Below are 23,215 nucleotides of genomic sequence, written 5' to 3'. Positions count from 1 at the left end.
TTACGTGCGGTGAAAGGATGCCGGAGCTAATCGTTCCGAGAAAAAATTTAATACGAAAAAGGACGACATTATCCTGCCATGTCTCACCGTTGATAGTTGATCTACCGACGTTGAGGCGAGAGGATATTGTCGTCCTTTATTGATGCTTAAACGTTATTGTTCGGTCTTTACGTCTTCACTATATTGTGGCCGCTTAATGAACAAAGCGATGATGAAGCCAGCCACAGTCAGCGCCACCGTGAAGTACGCGCCGTAGTGGACACCGTTCGTAAATGCAGCGGCAGAGCTGTGGCCGCTGTACGCTGCTTGGCCGATACCGAGCAGGCTGGTGGCGACGGCCGTAGCAATTGCACCGATAATCTGCTGCATGGTGTTCATGATGGTGCTACCATCGGCGGACAGCGCACCAGTTAGCGAGTTCAACGCGTAGGTCTGTGATGGTGACATCGCGAGCGGGGCGCCAATCATGATGATAACGTGGGCCGCGATTACGTACGCGATGGAACTCGTCGTGCTGGCAGTAGCCAACATCATAGCACCGACAAAGGCGATGATGAAACCGATGCGCGCCGGCCCCTTTGCACCTAACCGGTCATAGAGTCGACCAGCCAGCGCGGAAACGAGGGCGTTCATCACACCACCCGGTAACATGATAATCCCGGTTAGCGCAACGACGAGGCCCAAACCATTCTGGATGTACATTGGTAGCAAGTACATTGCGGACAGGATGATACCAAAGTCAATCATGACCAGCAATGCGCCAGTAGTGAAGGCCGGAATCTTGAACGCGCGCAGGTTCAGCACCGGTGTTTCCAGGTGCAGCTGACGGTATGCGTACAGTCCAAGGACAATCAGGCCGAGTAGGAGGGCGACAATCACGATGGGTGATCCCCAACCCTGTGCACTGGCGGAGCTAACGCCAAAGACGATTGCGGAAAAACCAACGACGGATTCTGCCATCGACAGGAAATCGGCTTTAGGCTTGGTGATGTTACCCACGTTTTTGAGGCTGGTAAAGGCAAAAATCAGACCCACTGCGAGAACCGGGACAAAGATCCAGAAAATCCACTGCCACGATAACTTGGCCAGAATGATCCCGGTCAGGGTTGGTCCGATGGCCGGAGCAAACATGATGACCAGTGCGTTAGTCCCCATTGCGGTGCCCAGTTTGTGGGGCGGGAAGATGGACATTGCCACCGTGAACATGAGCGGCAGGATAATACCCGTGCCGATACCCTGAATCATCCGACCCACTAATAGTACGGGGAAGGTGCTGGCGGTGGCCGCAACTACGGCACCGACAATGAAGTCGGCCAGACCAAAGATGATCAATTGACGGGTGGTAAACCACTTGGTCAGAAAACTAGAAAACGGTAAAACAATACCGATAACCAACATGTAGCCAGTCACGAGCCACTGAACGGTAGCAGTGCTGACGCCTAAACTCTTCATTAGGCTGGGTAGGGCGATGTTCAGGGATGTTTCACTGAACATACCGATAAATGCGCCGACCCACATGCTGATCATTGCCAGCATTGGGTGGCGGACATCAACCCGTGCTTTATCCAGGTTGATGGGGGTGCTTGATACTTGTTCCATTGGTAGTGCTCCTCCTCTGACGCATAAAAAATAGCGGTCCGGTAACGACCAGGCTGCTAGTCTATACGCTTGATCAAAAACAGCGACACTGATTACCAATAGACGCGCGGGGCGCATAAGTATCCCGAATGAATTGCTGGTGCCGTCCCCTGTGAGCCCGGACCGTTATCGAAACGGACAATCCGGACTTGACGACACCCACGCAATTGGTGATGGTGCGTTTCAACAATTGGTTATATTAACAGAAAAAAAGTTTTTGTGTAAGTGTTTTTTGCAAATAGGCACCAAGTAAACTGGATTTATGTAATCACGATTCGTTCATTCCGGGTCGTGCAACGATTAGCAAGCAGTCTAAAAATGAAAGTAACTAGTAAAAAGCCGCCCACAAATTGCGTTGCGGACGGCCAATGAATGCGAATTACTTATACGAATGGGTGGTAGACCAGTTCGATGATTTGTTTGTGTGTGGCAAAGTTGATGTGTTCGAGTCGCTGTGTGAGGATCTTATCGTATTCTGCAAGCACATCGCTGGGTAGCGGCGTTACCGCGTGGAGCTGGTTGATGAGCTCTTCAGGTGAGTGTGCATTATCCAAATCGCCAAAGATGGCCAATTTGCCCAAAACGTCTGCGAGCAGGGCGGACATGGTCGCGTCCGGCTTGCCGGTCGGGTCCGTGACCACGAGTTCGCGTTGACTGGCAGGCTGGTGATTCACCTGTAATAGTTTCAGTGCCTGAAAAACGTCCATAATGTTCCTCCCACGGCTATGTTAACACCATATTAGGCGAAAAAGGCCCTGCTGACAATCTTTCGTGATTGTGATTGTAGATGGTGCGCCATTACTGGTGAAAAAAGATGGTAGTACGGCTTTTGGGAAAGGATTAGCCTCACCGAGTTGATATGCGGGTAATTATTTCCCGGGAAATAATCGACAAACACCCCGGGTGGACCTGCCCGGGGTGTTTGTCTACATTAATTTAATTATTAATAGGCGTTACGCGCGGTTCAAGTAGCGTTTCAGGAAGTCCTTAGTACTATCTTCCTGTGGGTTACCAAATAGCTGCTCGGGAGTTCCTTGTTCGCCGACCACACCATCGTGCATGAAGATGACGGTGTCCGACACGTCGCGGGCAAACTCCATTTCGTGCGTAACGACAATCATGGTCAATCCGGTGCGCGCCAAGTCGCGCATGGCGGCGAGGACATCGTCGACCATCTCGGGATCCAACGCGCTGGTAGGTTCGTCAAACAGCAGCATTTCGGGGTCCATGGCCACGGAGCGAGCAATTGCCACCCGCTGCTTTTGCCCGCCAGATAGTTGGGCTGGTTTGGCGTTAACAAACGGTGCCATGTTCATTTGCTGCAAGATTTCGAGACCGTGGCGCTTTGCGGACTCCTTATCACGCTTGAGGACGGTCACCTGGGGTACAACCACGTTGTCCAGTACGGAGAGGTTGTTGAACAGGTTGAAGTTTTGGAACACCATCCCCACCTTGGTGCGGTACTGGATTAAATCAAAGTTGTCGGCCAGGATGTTTTGTCCGTGAAAAAGGATTTCGCCACTAGTCGGTGGCTCCAGTAGGTTGAGTCCACGCAGCAGGGTGGACTTACCGGAACCGGAACGACCGATAATTGATAGCACCTCGCCCTTGGTGACAGACAGGTTGATATCCTTGAGGACTTCGTGGTTCCCAAAGCGCTTTTGGAGGTTACGTACTTCGAGCATTGCTGGTTCCGTCATTATTCAGCATCCCCTTCCGTGTCTTTGATTTCAGGTGTTTCGACCTGCATCTGGTTGTTCATGACGTTATAGTCCTGGGGTCCATCGAGACGTTTTTCGATAATGCGGAACAGCCGGGAAATAGTGAACGTCATGATGAGGTAAATGCCACAGACGATCAGGTACGTGTGGAAGAACTGGAAGCTTTGTCCGGAAATAGTCTCGGCGGTGAAGAACAACTCGGACACACTGATAATGGACAGCACTGACGTGTCCTTGATGTTCACGATGAACTCGTTAGTAACCGCCGGCAAACTGTTACGGATGGCCTGTGGCAGGATTACTTTGGTCATCGTTTGCCAGTGGGTAAAGCCGAGCGCGTGGGCAGCCTCGAACTGACCGTTGTCCACGGAAATGATACCCCCACGAATAATTTCGGAGATGTACGCCCCGGTGTTGATCGACACGATGACCAGCGCGGCAACGGTGCGGTCCATGTTCACACCGAATGCTTGCGCGGCACCGTAATACAGGACAGCGGCTTGCACAATCATTGGCGTGCCACGGAAGACCTCAATGTAGACGGCGAGCAGCCAGTTTACTACCGCGAGCAAACCACGCTGCGCACCTTTCTTGGCGCGGGGAATTGTTCGTACCACACCCACCAGCAGGCCAATGATGAAGCCAACTAGGGTACCAACCAAGGCAATGAGCAGCGTCATGCCGGTACCACGTAAGAGCATTGCCCCGTACTGCTTCAGGATATTGGTAAACCAGTTGCCGTTAGTCTTGGTGACGGGCTGGTTCTTAACGGCCTGCGTCATCATCTGGTCACGCGCCTTGCTGGAGATACCGGCCAGAACCCGGTTAATTTTGGCTTCGTACGGGTCATTTTTGCGTAACCCGATGGCTAAGTCCGTATCGCTGGGGTCAGTTTTGAAGCCCTGATTCTTAGCAAAGTGGACGTATGTCAGCTTCTTGTTGGCGTTCTCCGCTGTAATGCCTTCAGGGACTTCGGACACGTATCCATCAATGGTGCCGGATTCCAGCGCGACACGCATGGCTGGGAAGTCGTCCATGGCCGACTGCCGCTGAACGCCTTTAATCTGTTTAATGGCCGTGTAGTGGTAGGTGGAAAGTTGCGCGGTTAACTTAGCGCCTTTGAAATCCGTTAACTTGGTTGCGTGCGCGTACTTGGAGTCCTTACGCACGACGATTGTTAATTTCGAGGCGTAATAGGTGTTAGTAAAGTCGATGGATTTCCGCCGTTCCGCAGTGGGAGACATCCCCGCGATGATTGCATCAATTTTGCCCGACGTTAACGATGGCAACAGTCCGTCCCACTTGGTTTTAACCACAATGGGTTTCTTGCCGAGTGCACGGGCAACCTTTTTACCCATCTGAACGTCATAACCGTTTGCCCAGAGCTTGGAACCCTGAATACGTACGGCGCCGTTCTTACTGGAATTTTGTGTCCAGTTAAATGGTGCGTATCCGGCCTCCATACCGATCTTAAAATACTGACTATCGCTAGCGGCACTAACGTCGTGGACGGGGGTGTTCAACCACATCCCGGCCAGAATTAGTACACTCACAATAGCAAGCCAAACTTTCTTCATTGGTGTTCTCCCTTCATCTTGTTACCACCAAAGTGTGGTAGACAGCGTCACGCACGGTGCGTAACTACATACCAGTGAGGGGAAACAGGGGTATGAAAAAGACCCATTGAATTGAAAAAACAACTCAATGGGCCCGCCAATCTTACTATATATAGTAGCAAAACCAACAATCATAGCGCTCCTTGCCAGTAGCAAGACAGTCCGGCAACTTTCGTTAACCGGCCCAACGGCTCCCGTTACGGACGGGTAACCATTTCGGCGGGGTTGCTTTCAACTGGAGTCACCGTGTCCGCCACTCGTCCAGCTGTTGTCTTCCCCGCGACCTCTATTTCGTCGTGGTATTTATTCATGTTAGCTATAAAAATACCCGGAATTGAGTACCCTGTCAATACTTGGAACCGTAATACAGTATTATCCTGGGCATGGCTGGATTGATAATTGCAGTTTTAGACTATCCTAAAAATCAATGTACCCTATACGGGGCCTATTGTTGCCAGATACTCGCAATATTAAACAAAGTGAACAAAATGTGGAAAAAACTTTTTCGCGTCTTTGGTTGGTACCAGTGGCGTTTCATGAAAAGTAAGTTGTTTTTGTCAAGAAAGGGCTTGCAAAACGGTCCCCATCTAGGCATACTTAACCATGTTAAGAAAACCCCTTACATTTCGAGTTTGGTAGCAATTCTACATTATTTAGGCAAACCTAAAATTATCGGGGCTTTCTAAATAAAAAATATTTTGGGAGGCGAAACAATGGTCGGAATCATTCTAGCCAGCCACGGCGAATTCGCTGCAGGCATCAAGCAGTCTGGTGAAATGATCTTCGGTGAACAGGACAAAGTCGAAGTCGTTACGTTCAAGAACGGCGAAAGTCCTGACGATCTGAAGCAACATCTTCTGGATGCAACGACTAAGTTCGAGCCCGAAGATGACGTTTTGTTTCTGATTGATTTGTGGGGTGGCTCACCATTCAACCAGGCAAGCGGAATTTTCGAGGAACACAAGGACAAGTGGGCTATCGTTACTGGTCTGAACCTACCTATGCTGATTGAAGCATATGGTTCACGCTTGACGATGGACTCCGCTCACGAACTGGCCGCACATCTGGTATCTGCTGGACGCGATGGTGTTAAGGTTAAGCCAGAAGCCCTCGAACCAAAGCCAAAGGCCGCACCTGCTGCTAAGAAGCACGCAGCTGCGTTGCCTGAAGGTACGGTTGTTGGTGATGGCAAGATCAAGATTGTGCTCGCACGTGTTGACTCACGTCTGTTGCATGGTCAAGTTGCAACGAGTTGGACCAAGAGTACTGGCCCGAACCGTATTATCGTTGTTTCTGATGGTGTCGCAAACGACAAGTTACGTAAGACCATGATTACGGAGGCAGCGCCGCCTGGGGTTAAGGCAAACGTCATTCCAATTAAGAAGTTTATTGACGTTTATAACGATCCTCGATTCGGTAACACGAAGGCGTTGATTCTGTTTGAAAACCCTGAGGACGCTTTGACGGTCATTAATGCAGGTGTGGACATTCCATCCCTGAACATTGGCTCCATGGCGCACTCTGAGGGTAAGACGGTTATCAATAAGGTTCTCTCTGTAGACCAGAAGGATGTTGATGCATTCAAGGAACTGAAGAACAAGGGCGTTAAGTTCGATGTTCGTAAGGTTCCTGCCGACAGTCCTGAAAACCTTGATAACATGATCAAGAAAGCGGGATTTAATTATTAATAGGCGCGTCTTCGCGTCCGCAATTATATAAGGAGGACCACAATGTCATTTCTTTCTATTATTGGGATCCTAATTGTGTCATTCCTCGCTGGTATGGAAGGTGTCTTGGACCAATTCGAGTTCCATCAGCCAATCTTGGCTTGCTCGTTGATCGGTCTAGCATCTGGCCACCCAGCTGAAGGTCTGGCACTTGGTGGGTCTCTCCAACTGATTGCCTTGGGCTGGATGAACATTGGTGCCGCTGTTGCACCCGATGCCGCCCTGGCTTCCGTTGCCGCTGCAATCCTGGTATGTGTTAAGAACACCAGTGTTTCCAACGGTGTTGCCTTGGCCATTCCGCTGGCTGTTGCCGGTCTGGTTCTGACCATCTTGGTACGTACTGTTGCTACCTTCCTGGCTCATGGTGCCGATGCTGCTGGTAAGCGCGGTTCATTTGCCGGTGTGTACGCATACCACTTTATCGCTCTGTCCCTGCAGGGTCTGCGTATTGCTATCCCTGCAGCCCTGATCATGGCCGTACCTACTCACGTTGTGACTGATTTGCTGGCTGCTTTGCCAGACATCGTTACCAACGGTTTGAAGGTCGGTGGTGGTATGATCGTTGCCGTTGGGTACGCCATGGTTATCAACATGATGGCTACGCCAGCTCTGTGGCCTTGGTTCTTCCTTGGCTTCGCCCTGGCATCCCTGTCCGAAATTACCCTGATTGGTATGGGTATTATCGGTGTTGTTCTGGCCCTGCTCTTCCTGCAGGTTTCCCCAGAATTCAACAAGACGTCTGGCGGTTCCAGCTCTGACGATGGCGGCGATCCAATCGACGACATACTGAATGACTACTAGGAAGGGAGGAAAAAATAATGGCTAATGAAATTAAGTTAACTAAAACAGACCGTTTCTGGGTCTTCTGGAACAGTCAATTCCTCCAGGCTTCCTGGAACTACGAACGTATGCAGAACGTTGGTTGGGCCTTTGCCCTCGCACCAGCGCTGAAGAAGCTGTACAAGAGCAAGGAAGACCGTGCCGCTGCTTTGAAGCGTCATCTGGAATTCTTTAACACTCACCCATACCTGGCAGCACCTATCCTCGGTGTTGAAATGTCTCTGGAAGAAAGTCGTGCTAACGGTGCTCCCGTTACCGACCAAACTATCCAGGGTGTTAAGGTTGGTATGATGGGCCCTCTGGCCGGTGTTGGTGACCCAGTGTTCTGGGCTACTGCTCGTCCAATCTTGGGTGCCTTCACGGCATCATTTGCCCTGTCCGGTAGCTGGCTTGGTCCTATTCTGTTCTTCGTTGTATGGCAGATTATCCGTATGGGCTTCCTGTGGTTCACGCAGGAAATGGGCTACCGTCAAGGTGAAGCGATCACCAACGACTTGTCTGGTGGTTTGCTACAGAAGATTACCGTTGGTGCTTCTGTCTTGGGTATGTTTATCATGGGTGTCCTGGTTCCTCGTTGGACGACCATGAACTTCCCAGCCGTTGTTTCTAACGTTAAGGTTGACAAGGATGCACAAGTTGACTTTACGCCACTTGTAAACGCTGCTAACCATGGTAACGTCACTGTTGGTAAGATTCGCGATGTGATTTCTTCCATCAATGGTGGGAACTCCGTAACGCCAACGAAGACCACCACTCTTGGTGATATCTTCGACCAGTTGACACCAGGTCTGATGCCTTTGCTGCTCACCCTGTTATGTGTATGGCTGCTGCGGAAGAAAGTTAGCCCAATCGTTATCATCCTGGCACTGTTCGTTGTTGGTATCCTGGCTTACTGGGCAGGTATCCTCGGCGCATAATGTCTCAACATTAAGTAACTGAACGGCAGAATCGGCTGATTGGCCGGTTCTGTTTTTCTTTGACCGGTGTTTGCTATAATTGATTGGACGACAAGATTGATCGGCGTTGATGAGGAGGAATAATCATGGTTGAAGTGGAAATATTAAACCATACCGCGGAGGGGACCTTTAAGGTTAATTCCATGGTGAGTGCTAGTGACCCCAAGCCGGGTTTTCTGATTTTGGGTGACGGTGGGCTCGAGTTCCGTGCCGATAGTGGCCGTGGCTTCATTATGATTCCGTGGGCGAACGTTAAGCGCGTTCGGGCACAGGTATACATGAAGACGCACGTCCGCGGCTTCTTTATTGACGTCGATGATGGCCGGAGTTTTAACTTTGTCGCGAGTCAGGCCGTGCCAGCCCTGCGCATCATGCGGGACCATCTGGGTAGCGATAAGCTAGTCAAGGCGGCGACACTCACCGGTACAATGGGTAAGCGCGCTCGGGGCTTGTGGCAAAACGTTACTAAACGGTTCAGCCGTAAATCAAGTAAGTAAATCAATTAGGGCCGCCTCTTTGCGGGCACGGAATTAACCGTGCTGCAACGGGGCGGCCCTTTTTGCTGATGTACTCTGTTTTTAGGCATTGATGAACGCCCGAATGAGGTGGTAGAAGGTGTCGGTGTCGTCGATGTATGACGTGTGCGTCGCGCGGGGTACTAACCGTAAGTGGGCATCAGGTATCCCGCTGGCTAGACGGCGTACCGCGCGGAGGTGGATGTCGTCCTGCGCACCCGCGAGCACCAAAGTGGGGGCCTCAACCGCAGCCAGTTCTCTCCGAGTAATGTGGGGCCCCCACATTTGGAGGCCGAGCTTCTTGCGGGGACGGCTAAGATAGTCAGCTGCTAACCGGAGCCGTTTCTGCAGGCGCAGGTCACGTGGCTGTGTATGCACACCAGCCAGCACGAGGCGGTGAATCAGCTGTGGTCGGTGTGCGGCGACTAACAATGCGCTGATACCACCGTCACCGACGCCAATGACGGTGGGGTTATTGAGGTGTAGGGTTTCAATGAACTGCTCCAGGTCGGTGGCCATTAGCTGGTAACTAATATAATCAGTGGTGCTACTTTGCCCGTGATCGCGTGTGTCCACCGCGTAGACCGTGAACCGCTGGGCGAGTTGCGGTATTAATTGGGCAAAGCTGGTGTGGCTCGCGCCGTTACCGTGTAACAGGATGAGTGGCCGGCCGCTACCGTGCTGGGTGTAGTACAGGGTGGTGTGATTGACCGTAATGTACATATTGAAGTCTCCTCGCCAATTTATTTCCCGGGAAATATTATGTGTAGACCGTGCCCATGGGTGTCTTTTTGCGACTCACCGGGGTTACCGGTATAATAGTAACAGAATAGCACCAAATGGAGGGCCGATTATGGCTAAGAAAATACTCGTTGTTGATGACGAAAAACCGATTTCAGATATCGTAAAGTTCAATTTGAACAAAGAGGGCTTCGACGTCGTCACCGCGTTTGACGGTGAGGCGGCCCTGCAACAGTTTGCTGATGAGCAGCCGGACTTAATTCTCCTCGACCTGATGTTGCCGAAAATTGACGGTCTGGAAGTGGCCCGGCGTATTCGCAAGGACAGTGACGTGCCGATTATCATGTTGACCGCTAAGGATAGCGAAATTGATAAGGTTCTGGGGCTGGAGCTGGGCGCTGACGATTACGTCACTAAGCCATTCTCCAACCGTGAACTGGTAGCCCGGGTTAAGGCCAACTTACGGCGGCAGGACTCGACGCCGGCACCGACAGAACAAGAAGAGGCCAACAAGGATATTGAAGTTGGTGATCTGGTCATTAAACCGGAGGCGTACACGGTTAACAAGCGCGGCGATAACATCGAACTCACGCACCGAGAGTTTGAGCTACTGCACTACCTAGCACGTCATCAGGGTCAGGTAATGACCCGTGAGCACCTCCTGCAAACGGTTTGGGGTTACGACTACTTTGGTGATGTCCGGACGGTGGACGTCACCGTGCGTCGTCTGCGTGAGAAGATTGAGGATACGCCTAGCCACCCCGAATGGTTGATGACCCGTCGCGGTGTCGGTTACTATCTGCGGAGTCCGGAATCTGATCAGGGGTAAACATCCACCATGAATAAGAAGATCCGGTTTTTTCATTCAATTCACTTCAAAATTGCGCTCGTGTTCATCCTCGTGGTCGTCGTGACCGTCGAGGTGATCGGGGCGTATTTTGTCAAACAGCTAGAACAACAAAACATTGATAATTTTAAGTCCCAAATCACGATTGAAACCTACGTCGAGGATAAGGTGATCAACGCCCTGGAGGAGAGCAACACGACCAAGGCTGACCGCCAAATTCATAATGCCCTCAATGAGTCGAGCATCATTAATTCTGCGGACATTCAGGTCGTGGATGCCAAAGGGGTTTTGCGCGGGGACAGCAACGTCAACTCGCAAACCGAAATTGGGCAAAAGAATGGCTCCACTCAGGTGAAGAATACCCTCTACACGGGCCAGAACTACGAGGGCTTCACCAACACGGGTGGATCTTCGTACTACGTGAAAATTACGCCATTGAAGAGTAGTAACTCCACCGGCGATGACAATAGTGTGATTGGTGCCATTTACATTCGCGCTAACATGAATTCGGTGTACGACAACATCAGTTCGATTACCCGCATCTTCTTCATTGCCAGTATGGTGGCCGTGCTGCTCGGTATCTTTATCGCCATCGTGATTAGCCGGGCCATCACGCGCCCCATTGATGCCATGAAGCGTCAAGCTAGCCGCATGGCGCAAGGGGATTACTCCGGCCAGGTACGGGTTTATAGTCAGGATGAGTTGGGTCAACTCGCCATTGCCGTCAACGACCTTTCTGTACGTGTGGAGGAGGCACAGGAGGCCAGCGAAGCCGAGCGGCGGCGGCTGGACAGCGTGCTAGCTCACATGACCGACGGAGTGATTGCGACGGACCGGCGGGGTAACGTGATTATCATCAACGAAACGGCCCTGGATTTCCTCAACATTAAGAATGAGGATGCCATTGGTATGTCCATTCTGCGGATGCTGAAGATTAACAAGGAGTACACGTTACGGGATCTGTTGGACAGCCAGACGGAACTGTTACTGACCATGGAAACTGAGGATCACCAAGAAATGATTCTGCGGGCCGACTTTTCCATGATTCAGCGTGAGACTGGCTTTATTAGTGGTTTGGTTGTTGTGCTGCATGACGTTACGGAACAGCAGAAGAACGACCGTGAGCGCCGTCAATTCGTGTCCAACGTTAGCCACGAGCTGCGGACGCCGTTAACGTCAGTACGGAGCTACATTGAGGCCCTTAATGATGGCGCTTGGCAGGATCCGGAGCTGGCGCCCAAGTTCCTCAAGGTGACCCAGGACGAAACCGACCGGATGATCCGGATGATTAACGACCTGCTGGCCCTGTCGCGACTGGATATGGGTACGAGCAAAATTGACATGGAAACCATCAACCTCAACGAGTTCTTTAACTACATCCTGAACCGCTTTGACATGATGCTCCAGACCGACAATGAGCACGCTGGTGAATCACGCCACGGCTTTGTGGACGACCAGGAGCAGCCCCACAAGCAGTACACCATCAACCGCGAAATCACGAAGCGCAGCCTGTGGGTTGACGTGGACCAGGATAAGTTCATGCAGGTGGTTGATAACATCATGAACAACGCCATTAAGTATTCGCCCGATGGGGGGACCATTACCGCCCGGTTGGTAGAAACGAACAACCATGTTATTTTGTCCGTGAGTGACCAGGGGCTGGGGATTCCGGCCAAGGACATCAACCACGTCTTTGAACGGTTCTACCGGGTCGATAAGGCCCGCTCCCGTAAGCAGGGAGGGACCGGCCTGGGACTCGCAATCAGTAAGGAAGTTATTGAGGCGATGGGCGGCCGTATCTGGGTGGACTCCGAGGAAGGCAAAGGTAGTACCTTCTACATTTCCTTGCCTTACGAAGCGATAGCCGACGAGGGGGATGATTGGGATGAAGCTTAGAAGCTTAATACTACGACTGTTATTAATCATGTTGGTCGGCATTAGCCTCGCGCTAACCTGGTTCATCTGGTATAACCCGTCAAACTTTGCCCGGCAACAGAATAATGACGTGACGGTTGAAAAGACCACGCGCACCACCAACCAGGAGATTAAGCGCGACACCTTCCTGCCCACGGGCGTGTTGTGGCAGGGTGCGCAGCAAAAGTATCAGCTCGGTTCGACGGGCACGGGGATGGCCGCACGGGCGCGCAAGGCGGTCGCTAAGTGGCGCGTGGCCAAAGTTGGTGCGCAAAAGCAGTTGTCGGTGGCTGAGTACGACCGCTTGTTGACGGAGCCACAATCACTGCAGCTAACCTATCAGGGTACAGTATCGTGGACCTTGATGCGCAAACTGTTCTTTGGGGATAATAGCAAAGCCGATGCCAGCTACTCCTTTGACCGGATTGTTTTTGACACCGAGAACCAACGGACTTACCTGGTGAACGATTACCACGAAACGTCCCGGCGGCTGGTCATCAAGCAACCAAATTACGGTGCAATTGCGGACCTGCTGGGCGCAGCCACAACTAAGTACAAAGTTACTGAGCAACGCTTTGATCACCACGAGGTGGCATTACTGGACCAAAGCATCACGGTGCAGCCACAAACCTACCTGATTGATAAGCAGAGCGCGACGCATTACATCTCTTTGCTGATGACGGATAATACGTCGACCAGCGCCGTGGATACCAAGCAAATCGGGAACCAGACGGTCTACACCGTCAATAGTAATCAGCGCTTGGCGGTGGATAAAAATGATAGCTTGATGCAGTATGAGGACTTTGCGGCGTCAGCTCCGGCACAAACGTATAGCGGCGTGCTTAGTTCGGCGTTTAACGCGCTGTCGAGCCTCAGCTTTGCCAGCACTCAGGGAATCCGTTACTTTAGCTACAGCACGCAGGACAGCGCGGTCACGTTCCGCACGTACGTCCGCGGGTTGCCGGTGTTCAACCAAACCTCGAACGGCACCGTGCGCGTTGTGCACACAACGAGTAGTAAGCGCATTGAATTTTCCGGCAGTAACCTTGAGGCGGCCATACCGACCTCACAAACCGCGGTTGAACTACCGGCGGCGAGTGAGGTGTTGGCAAAGTTGCAGAGCCTAGGCGCACAGCCCAGCGATATTGATGACCTGACGGTGGCCTACAAGTGGCAACGCGACACCAATAGCGGCCTGGTAGTGAACTTGATGCCGACCTACTACGTGAACGTCAACGGGACTTACGTTGACTACGCGGATTTGGTTGACGGCCGGGTCGACATTACGACGCTCATTAACACGGGCAATTAGGGGGGATACCAATGGACTTTCGACGCATTGAGTGGATTTTACTGATCGTCTTTCTGTGCATGGATATCTTCCTTGGGTGGAGTCTGGTGCAGAATCGCCAGGTGTTTATGTCCGCTAGTACGACGGGCGCGACGACCGAGACCTTGTCGGAGATGAAACGTGACCAGATTTCGCTGCCGCCGTTGGGTAAGACCAAGAGTAGCGGCTCATACCTAGCTGGGCACAGCGATAACACGGTCTTGCAAAGTAGCACCAGTAACACAGTTCGGACCAGCAATACGACCACAACGGTTAAGACGACGAACGGTGTGGAGCAGTTAACGGCCAAGCTCAAGACGCCATTAGCGTTGAGCCGTAAGGGCATTGCTAGCCAGGTGCGCAAGTTTGCTACCGACACCAACAACGTGTGGCGCGGTAATCAGTACGAATTTGAACCGAGCATGAGCGGGCGATCGACGTACGTGTTCTGTCAGAAAACGCGTTATGGCGTAATCGTGGATGGTCATGGTCGGCTGGAGGTTACGGTTCGTGACGATAAGGTTACCGGCTACACCCAAACGTACGCCACGAACGTCACGACCATGCACCGGTCGCAGAAGTTAATTAGTGCCCGCGAAGCCGTACTGACGCTTTATCGATCAAACGAAATTGTGAATAATTCGACGGTTACGTGGACCAAGCTGGGTTATACGGAGCTGCTGACAACCAAGGGCACCACCGTGTATATTCCCGCGTGGTACGTGGGCATATCGAGCAAGAACTCCAAGAACGTGACGGTGCGCAAAGTTAACGCCATGAGCAAAGCGGTGATTAAGGACCGCTAGGCTGGTACGGCATCAAATGGTTACACGTGGAACACTTTTTGGGGAATTACCAGCTAAACACACGTCGGCATGGGTGCGCCGTGGTTTACCAATACCCAAAAAGTGATAGAATGGCAACAATGACGGTCCGTTATATGGACCGTGCAACGGAGGTAATGACGGTGACGACATCAGACGCTGATTTTGGCATGCGTGTTTGCGTTCTGGCTAGTTCCAGTTCGGGTAACACTACTTACATTGAAACACCCCACCATAAGGTTCTGGTCGACGCCGGCTTTTCCGGGAAAAAGATTGCGGCGCTACTGGCCAGTATCGGTCGGGATCTCACTGACGTTGATAGTTTGTTCATAACGCACGAGCATACGGATCACGTGCAGGGGATGGGGGTGCTCGCGCGGCGCTACCCGCACTTGCGCATATACGCGAATGAGGGTACGTTTGCGGCTTTGCCTAAAAGCGTGGGTAAATTACCCTACGACCAACTATCCATCTTCAAACGGGGCACCACGCTGACCCTTGGCGATCTCGACGTCGAGAGTTTCGGCGTCTCCCACGACGCGGCGGAACCACAGTTTTATCAGTTCCACCACGACGATAGGGCGTTCACAATCCTGACCGATACGGGCTACGTTTCGGACCGGCTAGCGGGGACCATTCGTGACAGCGACGCTTACCTTATGGAGGCTAACCACGACTTAACGATGTTACGCGACGGGCCGTACCCGTGGGGCCTCAAGCAGCGCATTATGGGCTCAGAGGGGCACCTGTCCAACGCCGATGGTGCGGCAGCACTCATGGACGTGATTGGGCCGCGAACGAAGCGTATTTACTTGGGTCACCGTTCTGCACATAACAACACCAAGCCGTTGGCACACCAAACCGTGGCGGACATGTTATTGGCGGAGGGGTTACCCGTGGGGCACGATTTTAGCCTGTTAGACACGGAACGCGAAACCCCCGAGGCGTTATTTACGGTATAATTGAATTGGTGGCCAGATACCTAGCTAATGGGCATCTGGTCACTTTGCGTTATGTGACCAAAATTTACCGGTACCGTCATATTTTCATCATATATTTCCGGTATTATGAGAATATATAGAAAGTGATGACTACACGTGTGAAGGGGGTTAGGGTGGCACTGGCCACACTATAATATGGATAAGCAAAATAACGATACACAGACAGACACAAACACGAAGCCTAAGGGTAATGGTGTCGGTAAGACGGCAACCATCGCCGTTGTTGCCGCGCTGATTGGTGGTGGTGCAGGTGGTGGATTGGCTTACTACGGCTTTTCACGAATGTCCGCCGACAATATGGGCGTGACCAGTAAGTCGGGCGATGCTGGTACCACCGCGGTGACCAAGACTAAGTCGACGAGTAGTGCCAGTCAGTCCGCGTTCAAAAAAGTTAAGGGCGCGGTGGTTTCGGTTATTAACCTGCAGAAGGCAAGCGCAAGCACGAACAGCGACGACGGCTGGGGTGCCCTCTTTGGTGATGAGTCCAGTTCCTCTAGCTCCAATAGCAGTAGTAGCGGCGAACTGACGGAGTACTCGGAAGGCTCCGGGGTTATTTACCAAAAGAAGGATGGCTACGCGTACATCGTGACCAACAACCACGTGGTTTCCGGTTCGGACAAACTTGAAGTCATTTTGAGTGACGGCACTAAGCTGACTGCCGACAAAGTGGGGACTGATTCCGTCACCGACTTGGCAGTACTCAAAATTAAGGGCAGCAAGGTCAAAACCGTCGCTAACTTTGGGAACTCCAACAGCATTAGTGCTGGTCAAACGGTACTAGCCGTCGGGTCGCCACTGGGGACGCAGTACGCAACTTCGGTTACCCAGGGGATAGTGTCCGCAAAGAAGCGGACGGTGGACGTAACGGATTCAAGTGGTAACACCACTAATGAGGCCACCGTTATTCAAACTGACGCGGCAATTAACAACGGTAACTCTGGTGGGCCGCTCATTAACTTGAACGGGCAGGTCATTGGTATTACCTCGATGAAGCTGTCGGGATCCTCTAGCAGTAGCAGCGACAGCGCCACGATTGAAGGGATGGGCTTTGCGATCCCGAGTGACGAAGTAGTTTCCATCATTAATCAGTTGGTGAAGAACGGCAAAGTTGTGCGGCCAGCCCTCGGTATTTCGGTCGTTAGCCTCTCCGATATTAGCTCGGATCAGCAAAGTGAGCTGTTGAACACACCAAGTTCGTTGAAGAGCGGGGTCGTTGTGGCCGGCTTTACCTCCAGCAGTATTGCTAAGGATGCGGGGTTAGCCAAATATGACGTGATTGTGGGCTTGGATGACACCAAGATCACTGACGTTGCTGATCTGCACACAGCCTTGTACAAACACAAGGTTGGGGATACGGTCAAGGTCACGTACTACCACGGCAGCACCAAAAAGACGGCGTCAATTAAATTAACCCAAACTGACGAATCGTTATCCACATCCAGCAGTTCCAGTAACTAAATTAAGCTATTTATGCGACCATTACGGCCCGAAAAGGACGTGTTGGTCGCTTTTTATGTACTTTTTAGCTAAAATCACGGCGAAAGTTCGTATTATTTTCGGGGGCAAACGTATGTTTTTGGGGACAAATGCAGCGCACTTCTGTGGATAACTCTGTGGATAGTGTTAATAAGTGGGTTCCTGGGGGTTTTGCACATTCCGGGAATTCCTGTGGATAAAAGTTTTACATTACCCCCGAATGGGTGTTTGGTGCCCGATATGACGGCATTTGTCCCCGCTTTCAGGGTGTTGACGAATGATTGATTTGTGTGGATAAAGTGGCCAAATCAAATTTACCCTTGCATTTTGCCACCGCAAAATATGGGGTGGGTCGGTATGAACGCGCCCAATATTTGGGTGCTAAGTTTTCCACCGTGTGCATAAGTCCTGGGGACAAGTTGTGTTTCGTGGTGCATTATTGGTGGATAGCACGGGGGTGGCCTGATTAGGCCCCTACTGAGTACTAATCACATGCAAATTGTCACGCATGGGGTATAACCGCAATGACCCGATGAGCTTCCTGAAAATGCGGGCGGCACGGTGTCATAATTTCCGCCAAATACCCATGTAGGTGTTGTCGTGGCGGCGAATAAAGCGCACAATGGTTAGCGGTAAGTCTCTGAAAGGATGTTTTCCTGCACATGACCGTTGTCAAAAACGTCGTCAAGGACCGGGTATTTCAGATTACGGCGATTTTGGCCGTATTGAGCCTGTTCCTCGCGCGCCCGCACTTGGCCGACATTAACTTTTCCACTTTGTGGTCATTACTGGGTATGATGACCATTATCCAAATATTTGAATATCTGCACGTTCTGGACTACTTAACGTACCGTCTCACCAGCCACGCGACCAATTCGCGGCAGTTGAGCTGGTTTTTTGTGCTCCTGTCCTTTGTGGGGGCCATGTTTCTGACCAATGACATGGCGGTGTTAACTTGCATTCCGCTATATCTGCGCATTGCACGTAAGTACGACCTGCCGGAAATTATCCCGGTCACAGCGATTGCCATTGCCGCTAACTTTGGTAGTGCGCTCACACCGTTTGGGAACCCGCACAATATCTTTCTCATGTCCAAGTTCCACATTAGTTTGGGACAGTTTGGGGCGTGGGTCTGGCCGCTGGTGATTGCGGACGTGATTTTTTTGGCCTTGTTGAGTTCGCTGGTGCCTAAGCGTCCGGTGCCAACCGTCCCGATTGTCGATATTCGGATTAATCCCCGGCCAACCACGATTACTTGCATCGCCGCATTGTTGGTGTTTGTCGCCGTTTTTGGCGTTATTCCGCAGTGGGTGGCGGCACTGGTTGTCGTGGCCCTAGCAGCCATGATGGATCACCGAATTCTGGGACAGGTGGATTACGCCATCATCTTCACCTTTGTGGGCTTCTTCGTGATTGTCAGCGACATTAGCCAGGTGCCGGTGGTTGTTAGCACGCTGAAGCACCTGGAAACCAGCCCGGTCTCGGTTTACCTGACTAGCATCGTGACGTCGCAGGTGATTAGTAACGTGCCGTCTACCGTCCTTGTGGCCCGGTTTAGTAACCAGGTGGCCGCGTTGTTCTACGGCACGAACATCGGGGGCCTGGGCACGCTGGTGGCGAGCCTGTGTAACCTGCTGGCATTTAAGCAGTATGGCCTGTACAGTAGGCGGTCAAAAACCCGCTTCCTGGTGTTCTTCACGTTCATCAACTTTGTCGCCCTCGCCGTCATGGGCGTGCTGGGCTGGTGGCTACTGGTCCGTTAACTGCGATAAACATATTTTTGGGGTCACTCCGCGGTTGCGGGTGGCCCCTTTTGGTATAATCGGGACGAGGTGAACAACGTGCATATTAAGGTCATTGGTGTTGGTAAAATTAAGGAAAAGTACTTCACGGCGGGCATTGCCGAGTACCAGAAGCGGCTAGGGGCGTTTGCCAAAGTCGACCTGTTACAGGTCCGCGACGAAAAGGCCCCCGAATCGTTGTCGGCGGCTGAAATGGAGCAGGTGAAGGCGGCAGAGGGTACGCGTATCCTGGAAAAAATTAAGGATAACGACTGGGTGATTGCGCTCGCGATTGAGGGCAAACAGCGCCCTAGCGAGGTCTTCGCCAAAGAAATTGAAGATTTGGGTACGTATGGGCACCCCGATATCACCTTTGTCATTGGCGGTTCGCTCGGGTTAAGTCCCGCGGTGATGCAGCGGGCCAACGATACTTTGAGCTTTGGCAAGCTGACGTTGCCGCACCAGCTCATGCGCCTGGTATTAATGGAGCAGATTTACCGGGCATTTATGATTAGCGCGGGGCGGCCGTACCATAAGTGACGGGGCAGCGGTGATTGGCAAAGAGTACGTGCTTTCGGACGACTTAATGCAGTCTGTCGGTATTGATTGAACTATTTGGTTGTGATTTTTGTCCATAATGTCTGTAGATGGTTAAGGAGGCAACAGTAATGCAGGTTAAACTAAGCGATGTCATTGATGCTCTTTCGATTACTGACGATGAGGTACAGTATTTTTACAATGTCAGTTCAGGCGAAATTGAAGGCAATTTTGATGATGATGATGAAGACGACGATGAAGTCAATGAAATCGGCGAATACATCGCATTACCGCCCAGTTACAAGATTGACGACTACTAAATCATGCAAAATTTTATCCTGAGTCTGGCAGACGGACAACAACGTGATCAGTTGTGGGATGGGATCCATGGTCGTGGCGCCTTCCGAACTTTTCGTGTGCTTGCTGATAACTTTGGGTTAACAGATAAGTGGTATGAGTACCAAGCTGATGCTTATCGTGAAATCGCCGAAGAATGGTGCCGTGATCATGATATTGAGTTCACCTGATACGTTGACTTAATGGTGAGTGAGGTTATTTCCCGGGAAATAATTAACGAAAACCATTAAGTGGAAAAATAATAGTGTAGGCCGACATTTAGGCCTACAATTGGAATTTAGGGTCGTTTCTCCATGATAGATAATTCTACAATTCAAGGCGATGGCCGTAGCATAGTTTGATACGTATCTGTCCCGTCGTTCTATGGTAATTGATGCGTCCTGTGTTGATGGAGTGTAGCTACCGGGTGTCGGTGATACTGCAAATAATGAGGTGACTGGAAATGAATAATCCAAATCTCGATGCTCGAACAGAAATACTGGTTAAAAATCTACGGCAGGTGGTCACTGATGTTTTTGGTGGGAACCTAGTTGGTGTATACATTCACGGATCACTCGCGTTGGGTTCGTATAATCCGCATGTTAGTGATTTGGATTATGTAATTGTGGTTTCCCGCGCGCCGAGCAAATCGACAAAGTTGCGGTTAATGCGTGCCACTTTTGATAAGTTAATACCCTATGCCCCGCAAAAAGGGCTCGAATTTCATGTCCTCACACAAAATGAATTGAAAAGGGGACGGCATCCATTTTACTTTGAGTTGCATTATTCCCCCATGCATAAGCGGGAGTATATTGATGATCCCGAAGCCTATGTAGCGGCGATGCATGGGCTTGACCCGGACTTAGCCGTTCACTTGGCCGTTATCTGGCAAAGTGGAATTGTGGTTACAGGACGACCAATCCGTAGTGTGTTTAGGGAGATTAGTCCAGTTGATTATTTTGATAGTGCACTGCGTGACGTAAGTGATGCGGCAACCGAAATTATGGAGAATCCCGTATACACAATATTGAATTTGTGCCGGTTAGTTGGATATATGAGCGACGGTATTATTCTGTCAAAAGCCGACGGTGGGCGTTGGGCGATAGGTCATACTGATTCAATGTATAACCCCATAATAAAATGGGCGTTAGCTGAATACACCGGTTCTAGCGGAGAGAATCGAGAACCGCATAAAGAAGCGTTAACTAGTTTTGCGCAGGCCATGCTAGCGCGAATTGCGGCGTTACAGCGACGTAAGGAGGATTAAAATACTCCGTTCCGATTATCAGTACGTTTTACAAAAGCATATTATTAGCAATAAAATTGACGAAACCACCAACGGTCCCGCGGTATTTTTGCACGTGGTCCATTTGGTAAAAGGTGGTGGTCTCCGCAATATTGTTAACTGTGTCAGTGGTATCGAAGATAAAAATTGGTTTTTGCAAAGCCGTGGCGATGCCGAACTCAATGTTGGCCCCTTTGCCCCCCGGGAATACAAACACCAAGAAGTCGCAACTGGTAATTCCGCGTTGTTCCAGTTGGGCGATGCCCTTTAATGTGGCGAGGTCAGCATTTGGCTGTGCCTGGGTCCAGTCGAAGGTTTGGGTGGCACCCGCATCGTTCAGTTGACCGGCAATTTGCTGGACTAGTGGTACGTTGCGGAATGCCCCCGCTATGTAGAAATGCTGTGCGTTAAGTTTGTTCATGATGTTGTTTCCCTTACTTGTCAAATTAGTTACCCGTTGCCCTTAGTATGGTCCAGTTTGTCGTTTTGTCACGTGATTAGTACAATCGTAGTTAGTTTGGGATGATGTTGCGTATGGCACAACGACAGGTCGATTATTATCTCTCGGTTTTTGTTGCTGAAGATCTTTGGGAAATAGTCAGTCCTTAAGGGGATGAATGTATGCTTGATACTAATAGTCAATTATCTTACCAAAGAATTGGTACAGGTCAGCCGGTCTACTTCCTTCATGGTCTTGCGCTAGATAGTCACAGTATGAGCGCGGTGTACGAGCGTATTCTTAAATCTAATAGTTATGAAAAGTATTATATTGATCTACCAGGTATGGGATCTTCTCGGTCTGTTGAGGGAATTCATAGCAGCGTTGATGTTGTGAACCGATTGGCTGACTTTATTAAGAGTACTTCTAGGGGACGCAGCGTTGTCCTTGTTGGTCACTCATACGGTGGCTATCTTTGCTATGAGCTGGCGTGTCAATTGAGGTGTGTTAAAGGAGTCTTTGCCACTTGCCCTGTGATAATTGCCGATGAAAGGAAACGTCGTGTGGCCAGCCACAAAAACATTATTACTGGCGAGATGAACGTTGAGAAAAGTACTTCATTTACTGACTATGTTTCGATAAACGTACTAATTAATCCAGAAACTTGGCGTCAATATCAGCATAGTATTTTCCCCGGATTACGTAGTTTTAATCGGCCTTTTTGGGACGAAATTCAACAAACTGGTCGTTATGCGTTACCTGATGAGGCGGAAATTCCTCATCGGTTAAACGATCGGAATGTGCAAATACATACACTATTAGGTCATATGGATAACGTGGTGGGATACGAGGACCAGGTGAAAATGCTGCGCTACGTGGCGGGTAGTTGCGTTGACGTGGTGGAGCACGCAGGGCATAATTTGCCAATTGACGCGTTTGGTGCGGTTGAGAGTGCGTGGCATCATTTTAAACTGATGGCTGGTTAGATGTGGTTGGCAAATCTATTCAGTCTAGGTGTCCTACCAACGGTGATTTACAGTGAAAAAGGCTGATAAAATAAGGCTTACAGGAATTTTTTTACACCCAAAGTTGACACCGTGTCACCATACGGTATACTAAGTGTACTAACTCGGTGACACAATGTCACCCGAAAGGAGTGGCGCATGGTATTGAGTACGTTTAACCACATCGCGGTGGATAAACAAACCCGTGTACGGAACGCACTACTACACGAGTTTGTCGAGCATCCGCTGGCCGAGGCGCAGGTTGCGCGCATTGTCCAAGAGGCTGAGATTGCGCGTGGTGCGTTCTACAAATATTTCACCGACCTGACTGACGCCTACAACTATACCTTTGCGTTCGTGATGGGCGCGGTGCACCAGGGCGTCCCGGAACCTGCGCGGGGTGGTACGCCCGACGACTACGTTGAGTCGATTCGACGCTTCATTGATGCGGTTGATCAACAGGGGTTTCGCGAATTCGTGGCCATGTACTACCAGTACGACGAGGGCGTGGTTGGTGTTAAGCCGACTCCAGTTCTCGTCGGTGCAGACGGATCGCGGCGATGGGCCGTGGCGGTTCTGTGCCACCAAACGGTACGTGATGTCATTCTTGATCGGGCACACACGGACGAACGCTTAACGCAACTGCACGCGGCTTTGCAGAATCAATGCGGTTGAGTTCAACTATGC

23 protein-coding genes and 1 riboswitch are annotated in these 23,215 nt (G+C 50.9%); of the genes, 17 read left to right on the top strand and 6 right to left on the bottom strand.

What is annotated here, in order from left to right; genetic code table 11:
- Positions 1-153 precede the first annotated feature (153 nt).
- The 4 genes from LPA02S_RS00545 to LPA02S_RS00530 all read right to left on the bottom strand — a co-directional run bounded on the left by LPA02S_RS00545 (position 154) and on the right by LPA02S_RS00530 (position 4,936).
- Complete coding sequence (locus LPA02S_RS00545; protein WP_056956484.1) at positions 154-1,599, bottom strand: DHA2 family efflux MFS transporter permease subunit; 1,446 nt, start codon at positions 1,597-1,599, stop codon at positions 154-156.
- Between the two features lie 422 nt (positions 1,600-2,021).
- Positions 2,022-2,345, bottom strand: coding sequence for a hypothetical protein (locus LPA02S_RS00540; RefSeq protein ID WP_225350144.1), 324 nt, complete (start codon positions 2,343-2,345; stop codon positions 2,022-2,024).
- A 246-nt stretch (positions 2,346-2,591) separates the two neighbouring features.
- Complete coding sequence (locus LPA02S_RS00535; RefSeq protein WP_056956485.1) at positions 2,592-3,338, bottom strand: amino acid ABC transporter ATP-binding protein; 747 nt, start codon at positions 3,336-3,338, stop codon at positions 2,592-2,594.
- Positions 3,338-4,936 (bottom strand): ABC transporter permease subunit, encoded by a 1,599-nt coding sequence (locus tag LPA02S_RS00530; RefSeq protein ID WP_056956486.1) that lies wholly within the window; start codon positions 4,934-4,936, stop codon positions 3,338-3,340. Before LPA02S_RS00530 ends, LPA02S_RS00535 begins: the two co-directional genes overlap by 1 nt.
- A gap of 165 nt (positions 4,937-5,101) precedes the next feature.
- Positions 5,102-5,272: riboswitch (Lysine riboswitch) on the bottom strand.
- Between the two features lie 416 nt (positions 5,273-5,688).
- Between LPA02S_RS00530 and LPA02S_RS00525 the strand changes: the two genes are divergently transcribed.
- The 4 genes from LPA02S_RS00525 (at position 5,689) to LPA02S_RS00510 (ending at position 8,995) form a co-directional block, all read left to right on the top strand.
- Positions 5,689-6,663 carry a mannose/fructose/sorbose PTS transporter subunit IIB gene (locus LPA02S_RS00525; RefSeq protein WP_054648488.1) on the top strand — a complete coding sequence of 325 codons (975 nt, stop codon included), beginning with the start codon at positions 5,689-5,691 and terminating at the stop codon, positions 6,661-6,663.
- A gap of 42 nt (positions 6,664-6,705) precedes the next feature.
- On the top strand, positions 6,706-7,503 hold the full coding sequence (locus LPA02S_RS00520; protein WP_054648490.1) for a PTS mannose/fructose/sorbose transporter subunit IIC: 798 nt from the start codon (positions 6,706-6,708) through the stop codon (positions 7,501-7,503).
- A 17-nt stretch (positions 7,504-7,520) separates the two neighbouring features.
- The gene (locus LPA02S_RS00515; protein WP_054648492.1) at positions 7,521-8,459 is read left to right on the top strand and encodes a PTS system mannose/fructose/sorbose family transporter subunit IID; all 939 of its coding nucleotides are present in this window, start codon (positions 7,521-7,523) and stop codon (positions 8,457-8,459) included.
- Between the two features lie 125 nt (positions 8,460-8,584).
- Positions 8,585-8,995, top strand: a complete 411-nt coding sequence (locus LPA02S_RS00510; RefSeq protein WP_054648494.1) for a DUF956 family protein — start codon at positions 8,585-8,587, stop codon at positions 8,993-8,995.
- An 81-nt stretch (positions 8,996-9,076) separates the two neighbouring features.
- Here LPA02S_RS00510 and LPA02S_RS00505 read toward each other — a convergent pair whose 3' ends face one another.
- Positions 9,077-9,736 carry an alpha/beta fold hydrolase gene (locus LPA02S_RS00505; RefSeq protein WP_056956487.1) on the bottom strand — a complete coding sequence of 220 codons (660 nt, stop codon included), beginning with the start codon at positions 9,734-9,736 and terminating at the stop codon, positions 9,077-9,079.
- 130 nt (positions 9,737-9,866) lie between these two features.
- On the opposite strand from LPA02S_RS00505, the gene yycF reads away from it, so the two are divergent.
- From yycF to LPA02S_RS00455, 11 genes are all read left to right on the top strand, one after another.
- Positions 9,867-10,583 carry a response regulator YycF gene (yycF, locus tag LPA02S_RS00500; RefSeq protein ID WP_054648496.1) on the top strand — a complete coding sequence of 239 codons (717 nt, stop codon included), beginning with the start codon at positions 9,867-9,869 and terminating at the stop codon, positions 10,581-10,583.
- A gap of 9 nt (positions 10,584-10,592) precedes the next feature.
- A complete protein-coding gene (walK, locus tag LPA02S_RS00495; protein WP_056956488.1) occupies positions 10,593-12,497 on the top strand; it encodes a cell wall metabolism sensor histidine kinase WalK in 1,905 nt (634 codons plus the stop codon).
- Positions 12,487-13,827: a two-component system activity regulator YycH gene (gene yycH, locus LPA02S_RS00490; RefSeq protein ID WP_054648498.1), complete on the top strand. Its 1,341-nt coding sequence runs from the start codon at positions 12,487-12,489 to the stop codon at positions 13,825-13,827. Before walK ends, yycH begins: the two co-directional genes overlap by 11 nt.
- 11 nt (positions 13,828-13,838) lie before the next feature.
- Positions 13,839-14,651, top strand: coding sequence for a two-component system regulatory protein YycI (locus tag LPA02S_RS00485; RefSeq protein WP_054648500.1), 813 nt, complete (start codon positions 13,839-13,841; stop codon positions 14,649-14,651).
- Positions 14,652-14,839: 188 nt separating this feature from the next.
- Positions 14,840-15,631 (top strand): MBL fold metallo-hydrolase, encoded by a 792-nt coding sequence (locus LPA02S_RS00480; protein ID WP_439950848.1) that lies wholly within the window; start codon positions 14,840-14,842, stop codon positions 15,629-15,631.
- Between the two features lie 174 nt (positions 15,632-15,805).
- Positions 15,806-17,128 (top strand): S1C family serine protease, encoded by a 1,323-nt coding sequence (locus tag LPA02S_RS00475; protein ID WP_056956489.1) that lies wholly within the window; start codon positions 15,806-15,808, stop codon positions 17,126-17,128.
- A gap of 680 nt (positions 17,129-17,808) precedes the next feature.
- The gene (locus tag LPA02S_RS00470; protein WP_056956490.1) at positions 17,809-18,909 is read left to right on the top strand and encodes an SLC13 family permease; all 1,101 of its coding nucleotides are present in this window, start codon (positions 17,809-17,811) and stop codon (positions 18,907-18,909) included.
- Positions 18,910-18,987: 78 nt separating this feature from the next.
- On the top strand, positions 18,988-19,467 hold the full coding sequence (rlmH, locus tag LPA02S_RS00465; RefSeq protein ID WP_056956491.1) for a 23S rRNA (pseudouridine(1915)-N(3))-methyltransferase RlmH: 480 nt from the start codon (positions 18,988-18,990) through the stop codon (positions 19,465-19,467).
- A 128-nt stretch (positions 19,468-19,595) separates the two neighbouring features.
- Positions 19,596-19,784 carry a hypothetical protein gene (locus LPA02S_RS00460; RefSeq protein ID WP_054648502.1) on the top strand — a complete coding sequence of 63 codons (189 nt, stop codon included), beginning with the start codon at positions 19,596-19,598 and terminating at the stop codon, positions 19,782-19,784.
- Between the two features lie 3 nt (positions 19,785-19,787).
- On the top strand, positions 19,788-19,991 hold the full coding sequence (locus LPA02S_RS11450) for a UPF0158 family protein (protein ID WP_054648504.1): 204 nt from the start codon (positions 19,788-19,790) through the stop codon (positions 19,989-19,991).
- Positions 19,992-20,263: 272 nt separating this feature from the next.
- Positions 20,264-21,067, top strand: coding sequence for an aminoglycoside adenylyltransferase domain-containing protein (locus LPA02S_RS00455; RefSeq protein WP_054648506.1), 804 nt, complete (start codon positions 20,264-20,266; stop codon positions 21,065-21,067).
- A gap of 28 nt (positions 21,068-21,095) precedes the next feature.
- On the opposite strand, the gene LPA02S_RS00450 is transcribed toward LPA02S_RS00455, so the two are convergent.
- Complete coding sequence (locus LPA02S_RS00450; protein WP_054648508.1) at positions 21,096-21,506, bottom strand: nucleoside 2-deoxyribosyltransferase; 411 nt, start codon at positions 21,504-21,506, stop codon at positions 21,096-21,098.
- A gap of 200 nt (positions 21,507-21,706) precedes the next feature.
- On the opposite strand from LPA02S_RS00450, the gene LPA02S_RS11445 reads away from it, so the two are divergent.
- Both LPA02S_RS11445 and LPA02S_RS00440 read left to right on the top strand, forming a co-directional pair.
- Positions 21,707-22,510 (top strand): alpha/beta fold hydrolase, encoded by an 804-nt coding sequence (locus LPA02S_RS11445; RefSeq protein WP_082405257.1) that lies wholly within the window; start codon positions 21,707-21,709, stop codon positions 22,508-22,510.
- Positions 22,511-22,687: 177 nt separating this feature from the next.
- Complete coding sequence (locus LPA02S_RS00440) at positions 22,688-23,203, top strand: TetR/AcrR family transcriptional regulator (RefSeq protein WP_056956492.1); 516 nt, start codon at positions 22,688-22,690, stop codon at positions 23,201-23,203.
- The last annotated feature ends 12 nt before the right edge of the window (positions 23,204-23,215 follow it).

It is taken from the genome of Lacticaseibacillus pantheris DSM 15945 = JCM 12539 = NBRC 106106 (assembly GCF_001591865.1).
GTDB lineage: Bacteria > Bacillota > Bacilli > Lactobacillales > Lactobacillaceae > Lacticaseibacillus > Lacticaseibacillus pantheris.
The sequence above is the reverse complement of the archived record's forward strand: the minus strand, read 5'-3'. Positions and strand labels throughout refer to the sequence as shown.

Coding starts and splice junctions, on each gene's coding strand:
- LPA02S_RS00545 (WP_056956484.1), bottom strand. CDS start 1,599: ATGGAACAAGTATCAAGCACCCCCATCAACCTGGATAAAGCACGGGTT.
- LPA02S_RS00540 (WP_225350144.1), bottom strand. CDS start 2,345: ATGGACGTTTTTCAGGCACTGAAACTATTACAGGTGAATCACCAGCCT.
- LPA02S_RS00535 (WP_056956485.1), bottom strand. CDS start 3,338: ATGACGGAACCAGCAATGCTCGAAGTACGTAACCTCCAAAAGCGCTTT.
- LPA02S_RS00530 (WP_056956486.1), bottom strand. CDS start 4,936: ATGAAGAAAGTTTGGCTTGCTATTGTGAGTGTACTAATTCTGGCCGGG.
- LPA02S_RS00525 (WP_054648488.1), top strand. CDS start 5,689: ATGGTCGGAATCATTCTAGCCAGCCACGGCGAATTCGCTGCAGGCATC.
- LPA02S_RS00520 (WP_054648490.1), top strand. CDS start 6,706: ATGTCATTTCTTTCTATTATTGGGATCCTAATTGTGTCATTCCTCGCT.
- LPA02S_RS00515 (WP_054648492.1), top strand. CDS start 7,521: ATGGCTAATGAAATTAAGTTAACTAAAACAGACCGTTTCTGGGTCTTC.
- LPA02S_RS00510 (WP_054648494.1), top strand. CDS start 8,585: ATGGTTGAAGTGGAAATATTAAACCATACCGCGGAGGGGACCTTTAAG.
- LPA02S_RS00505 (WP_056956487.1), bottom strand. CDS start 9,736: ATGTACATTACGGTCAATCACACCACCCTGTACTACACCCAGCACGGT.
- yycF (WP_054648496.1), top strand. CDS start 9,867: ATGGCTAAGAAAATACTCGTTGTTGATGACGAAAAACCGATTTCAGAT.
- walK (WP_056956488.1), top strand. CDS start 10,593: ATGAATAAGAAGATCCGGTTTTTTCATTCAATTCACTTCAAAATTGCG.
- yycH (WP_054648498.1), top strand. CDS start 12,487: ATGAAGCTTAGAAGCTTAATACTACGACTGTTATTAATCATGTTGGTC.
- LPA02S_RS00485 (WP_054648500.1), top strand. CDS start 13,839: ATGGACTTTCGACGCATTGAGTGGATTTTACTGATCGTCTTTCTGTGC.
- LPA02S_RS00480 (WP_439950848.1), top strand. CDS start 14,840: ATGCGTGTTTGCGTTCTGGCTAGTTCCAGTTCGGGTAACACTACTTAC.
- LPA02S_RS00475 (WP_056956489.1), top strand. CDS start 15,806: ATGGATAAGCAAAATAACGATACACAGACAGACACAAACACGAAGCCT.
- LPA02S_RS00470 (WP_056956490.1), top strand. CDS start 17,809: ATGACCGTTGTCAAAAACGTCGTCAAGGACCGGGTATTTCAGATTACG.
- LPA02S_RS00460 (WP_054648502.1), top strand. CDS start 19,596: ATGCAGGTTAAACTAAGCGATGTCATTGATGCTCTTTCGATTACTGAC.
- LPA02S_RS11450 (WP_054648504.1), top strand. CDS start 19,788: ATGCAAAATTTTATCCTGAGTCTGGCAGACGGACAACAACGTGATCAG.
- LPA02S_RS00455 (WP_054648506.1), top strand. CDS start 20,264: ATGAATAATCCAAATCTCGATGCTCGAACAGAAATACTGGTTAAAAAT.
- LPA02S_RS00450 (WP_054648508.1), bottom strand. CDS start 21,506: ATGAACAAACTTAACGCACAGCATTTCTACATAGCGGGGGCATTCCGC.
- LPA02S_RS11445 (WP_082405257.1), top strand. CDS start 21,707: ATGCTTGATACTAATAGTCAATTATCTTACCAAAGAATTGGTACAGGT.
- LPA02S_RS00440 (WP_056956492.1), top strand. CDS start 22,688: ATGGTATTGAGTACGTTTAACCACATCGCGGTGGATAAACAAACCCGT.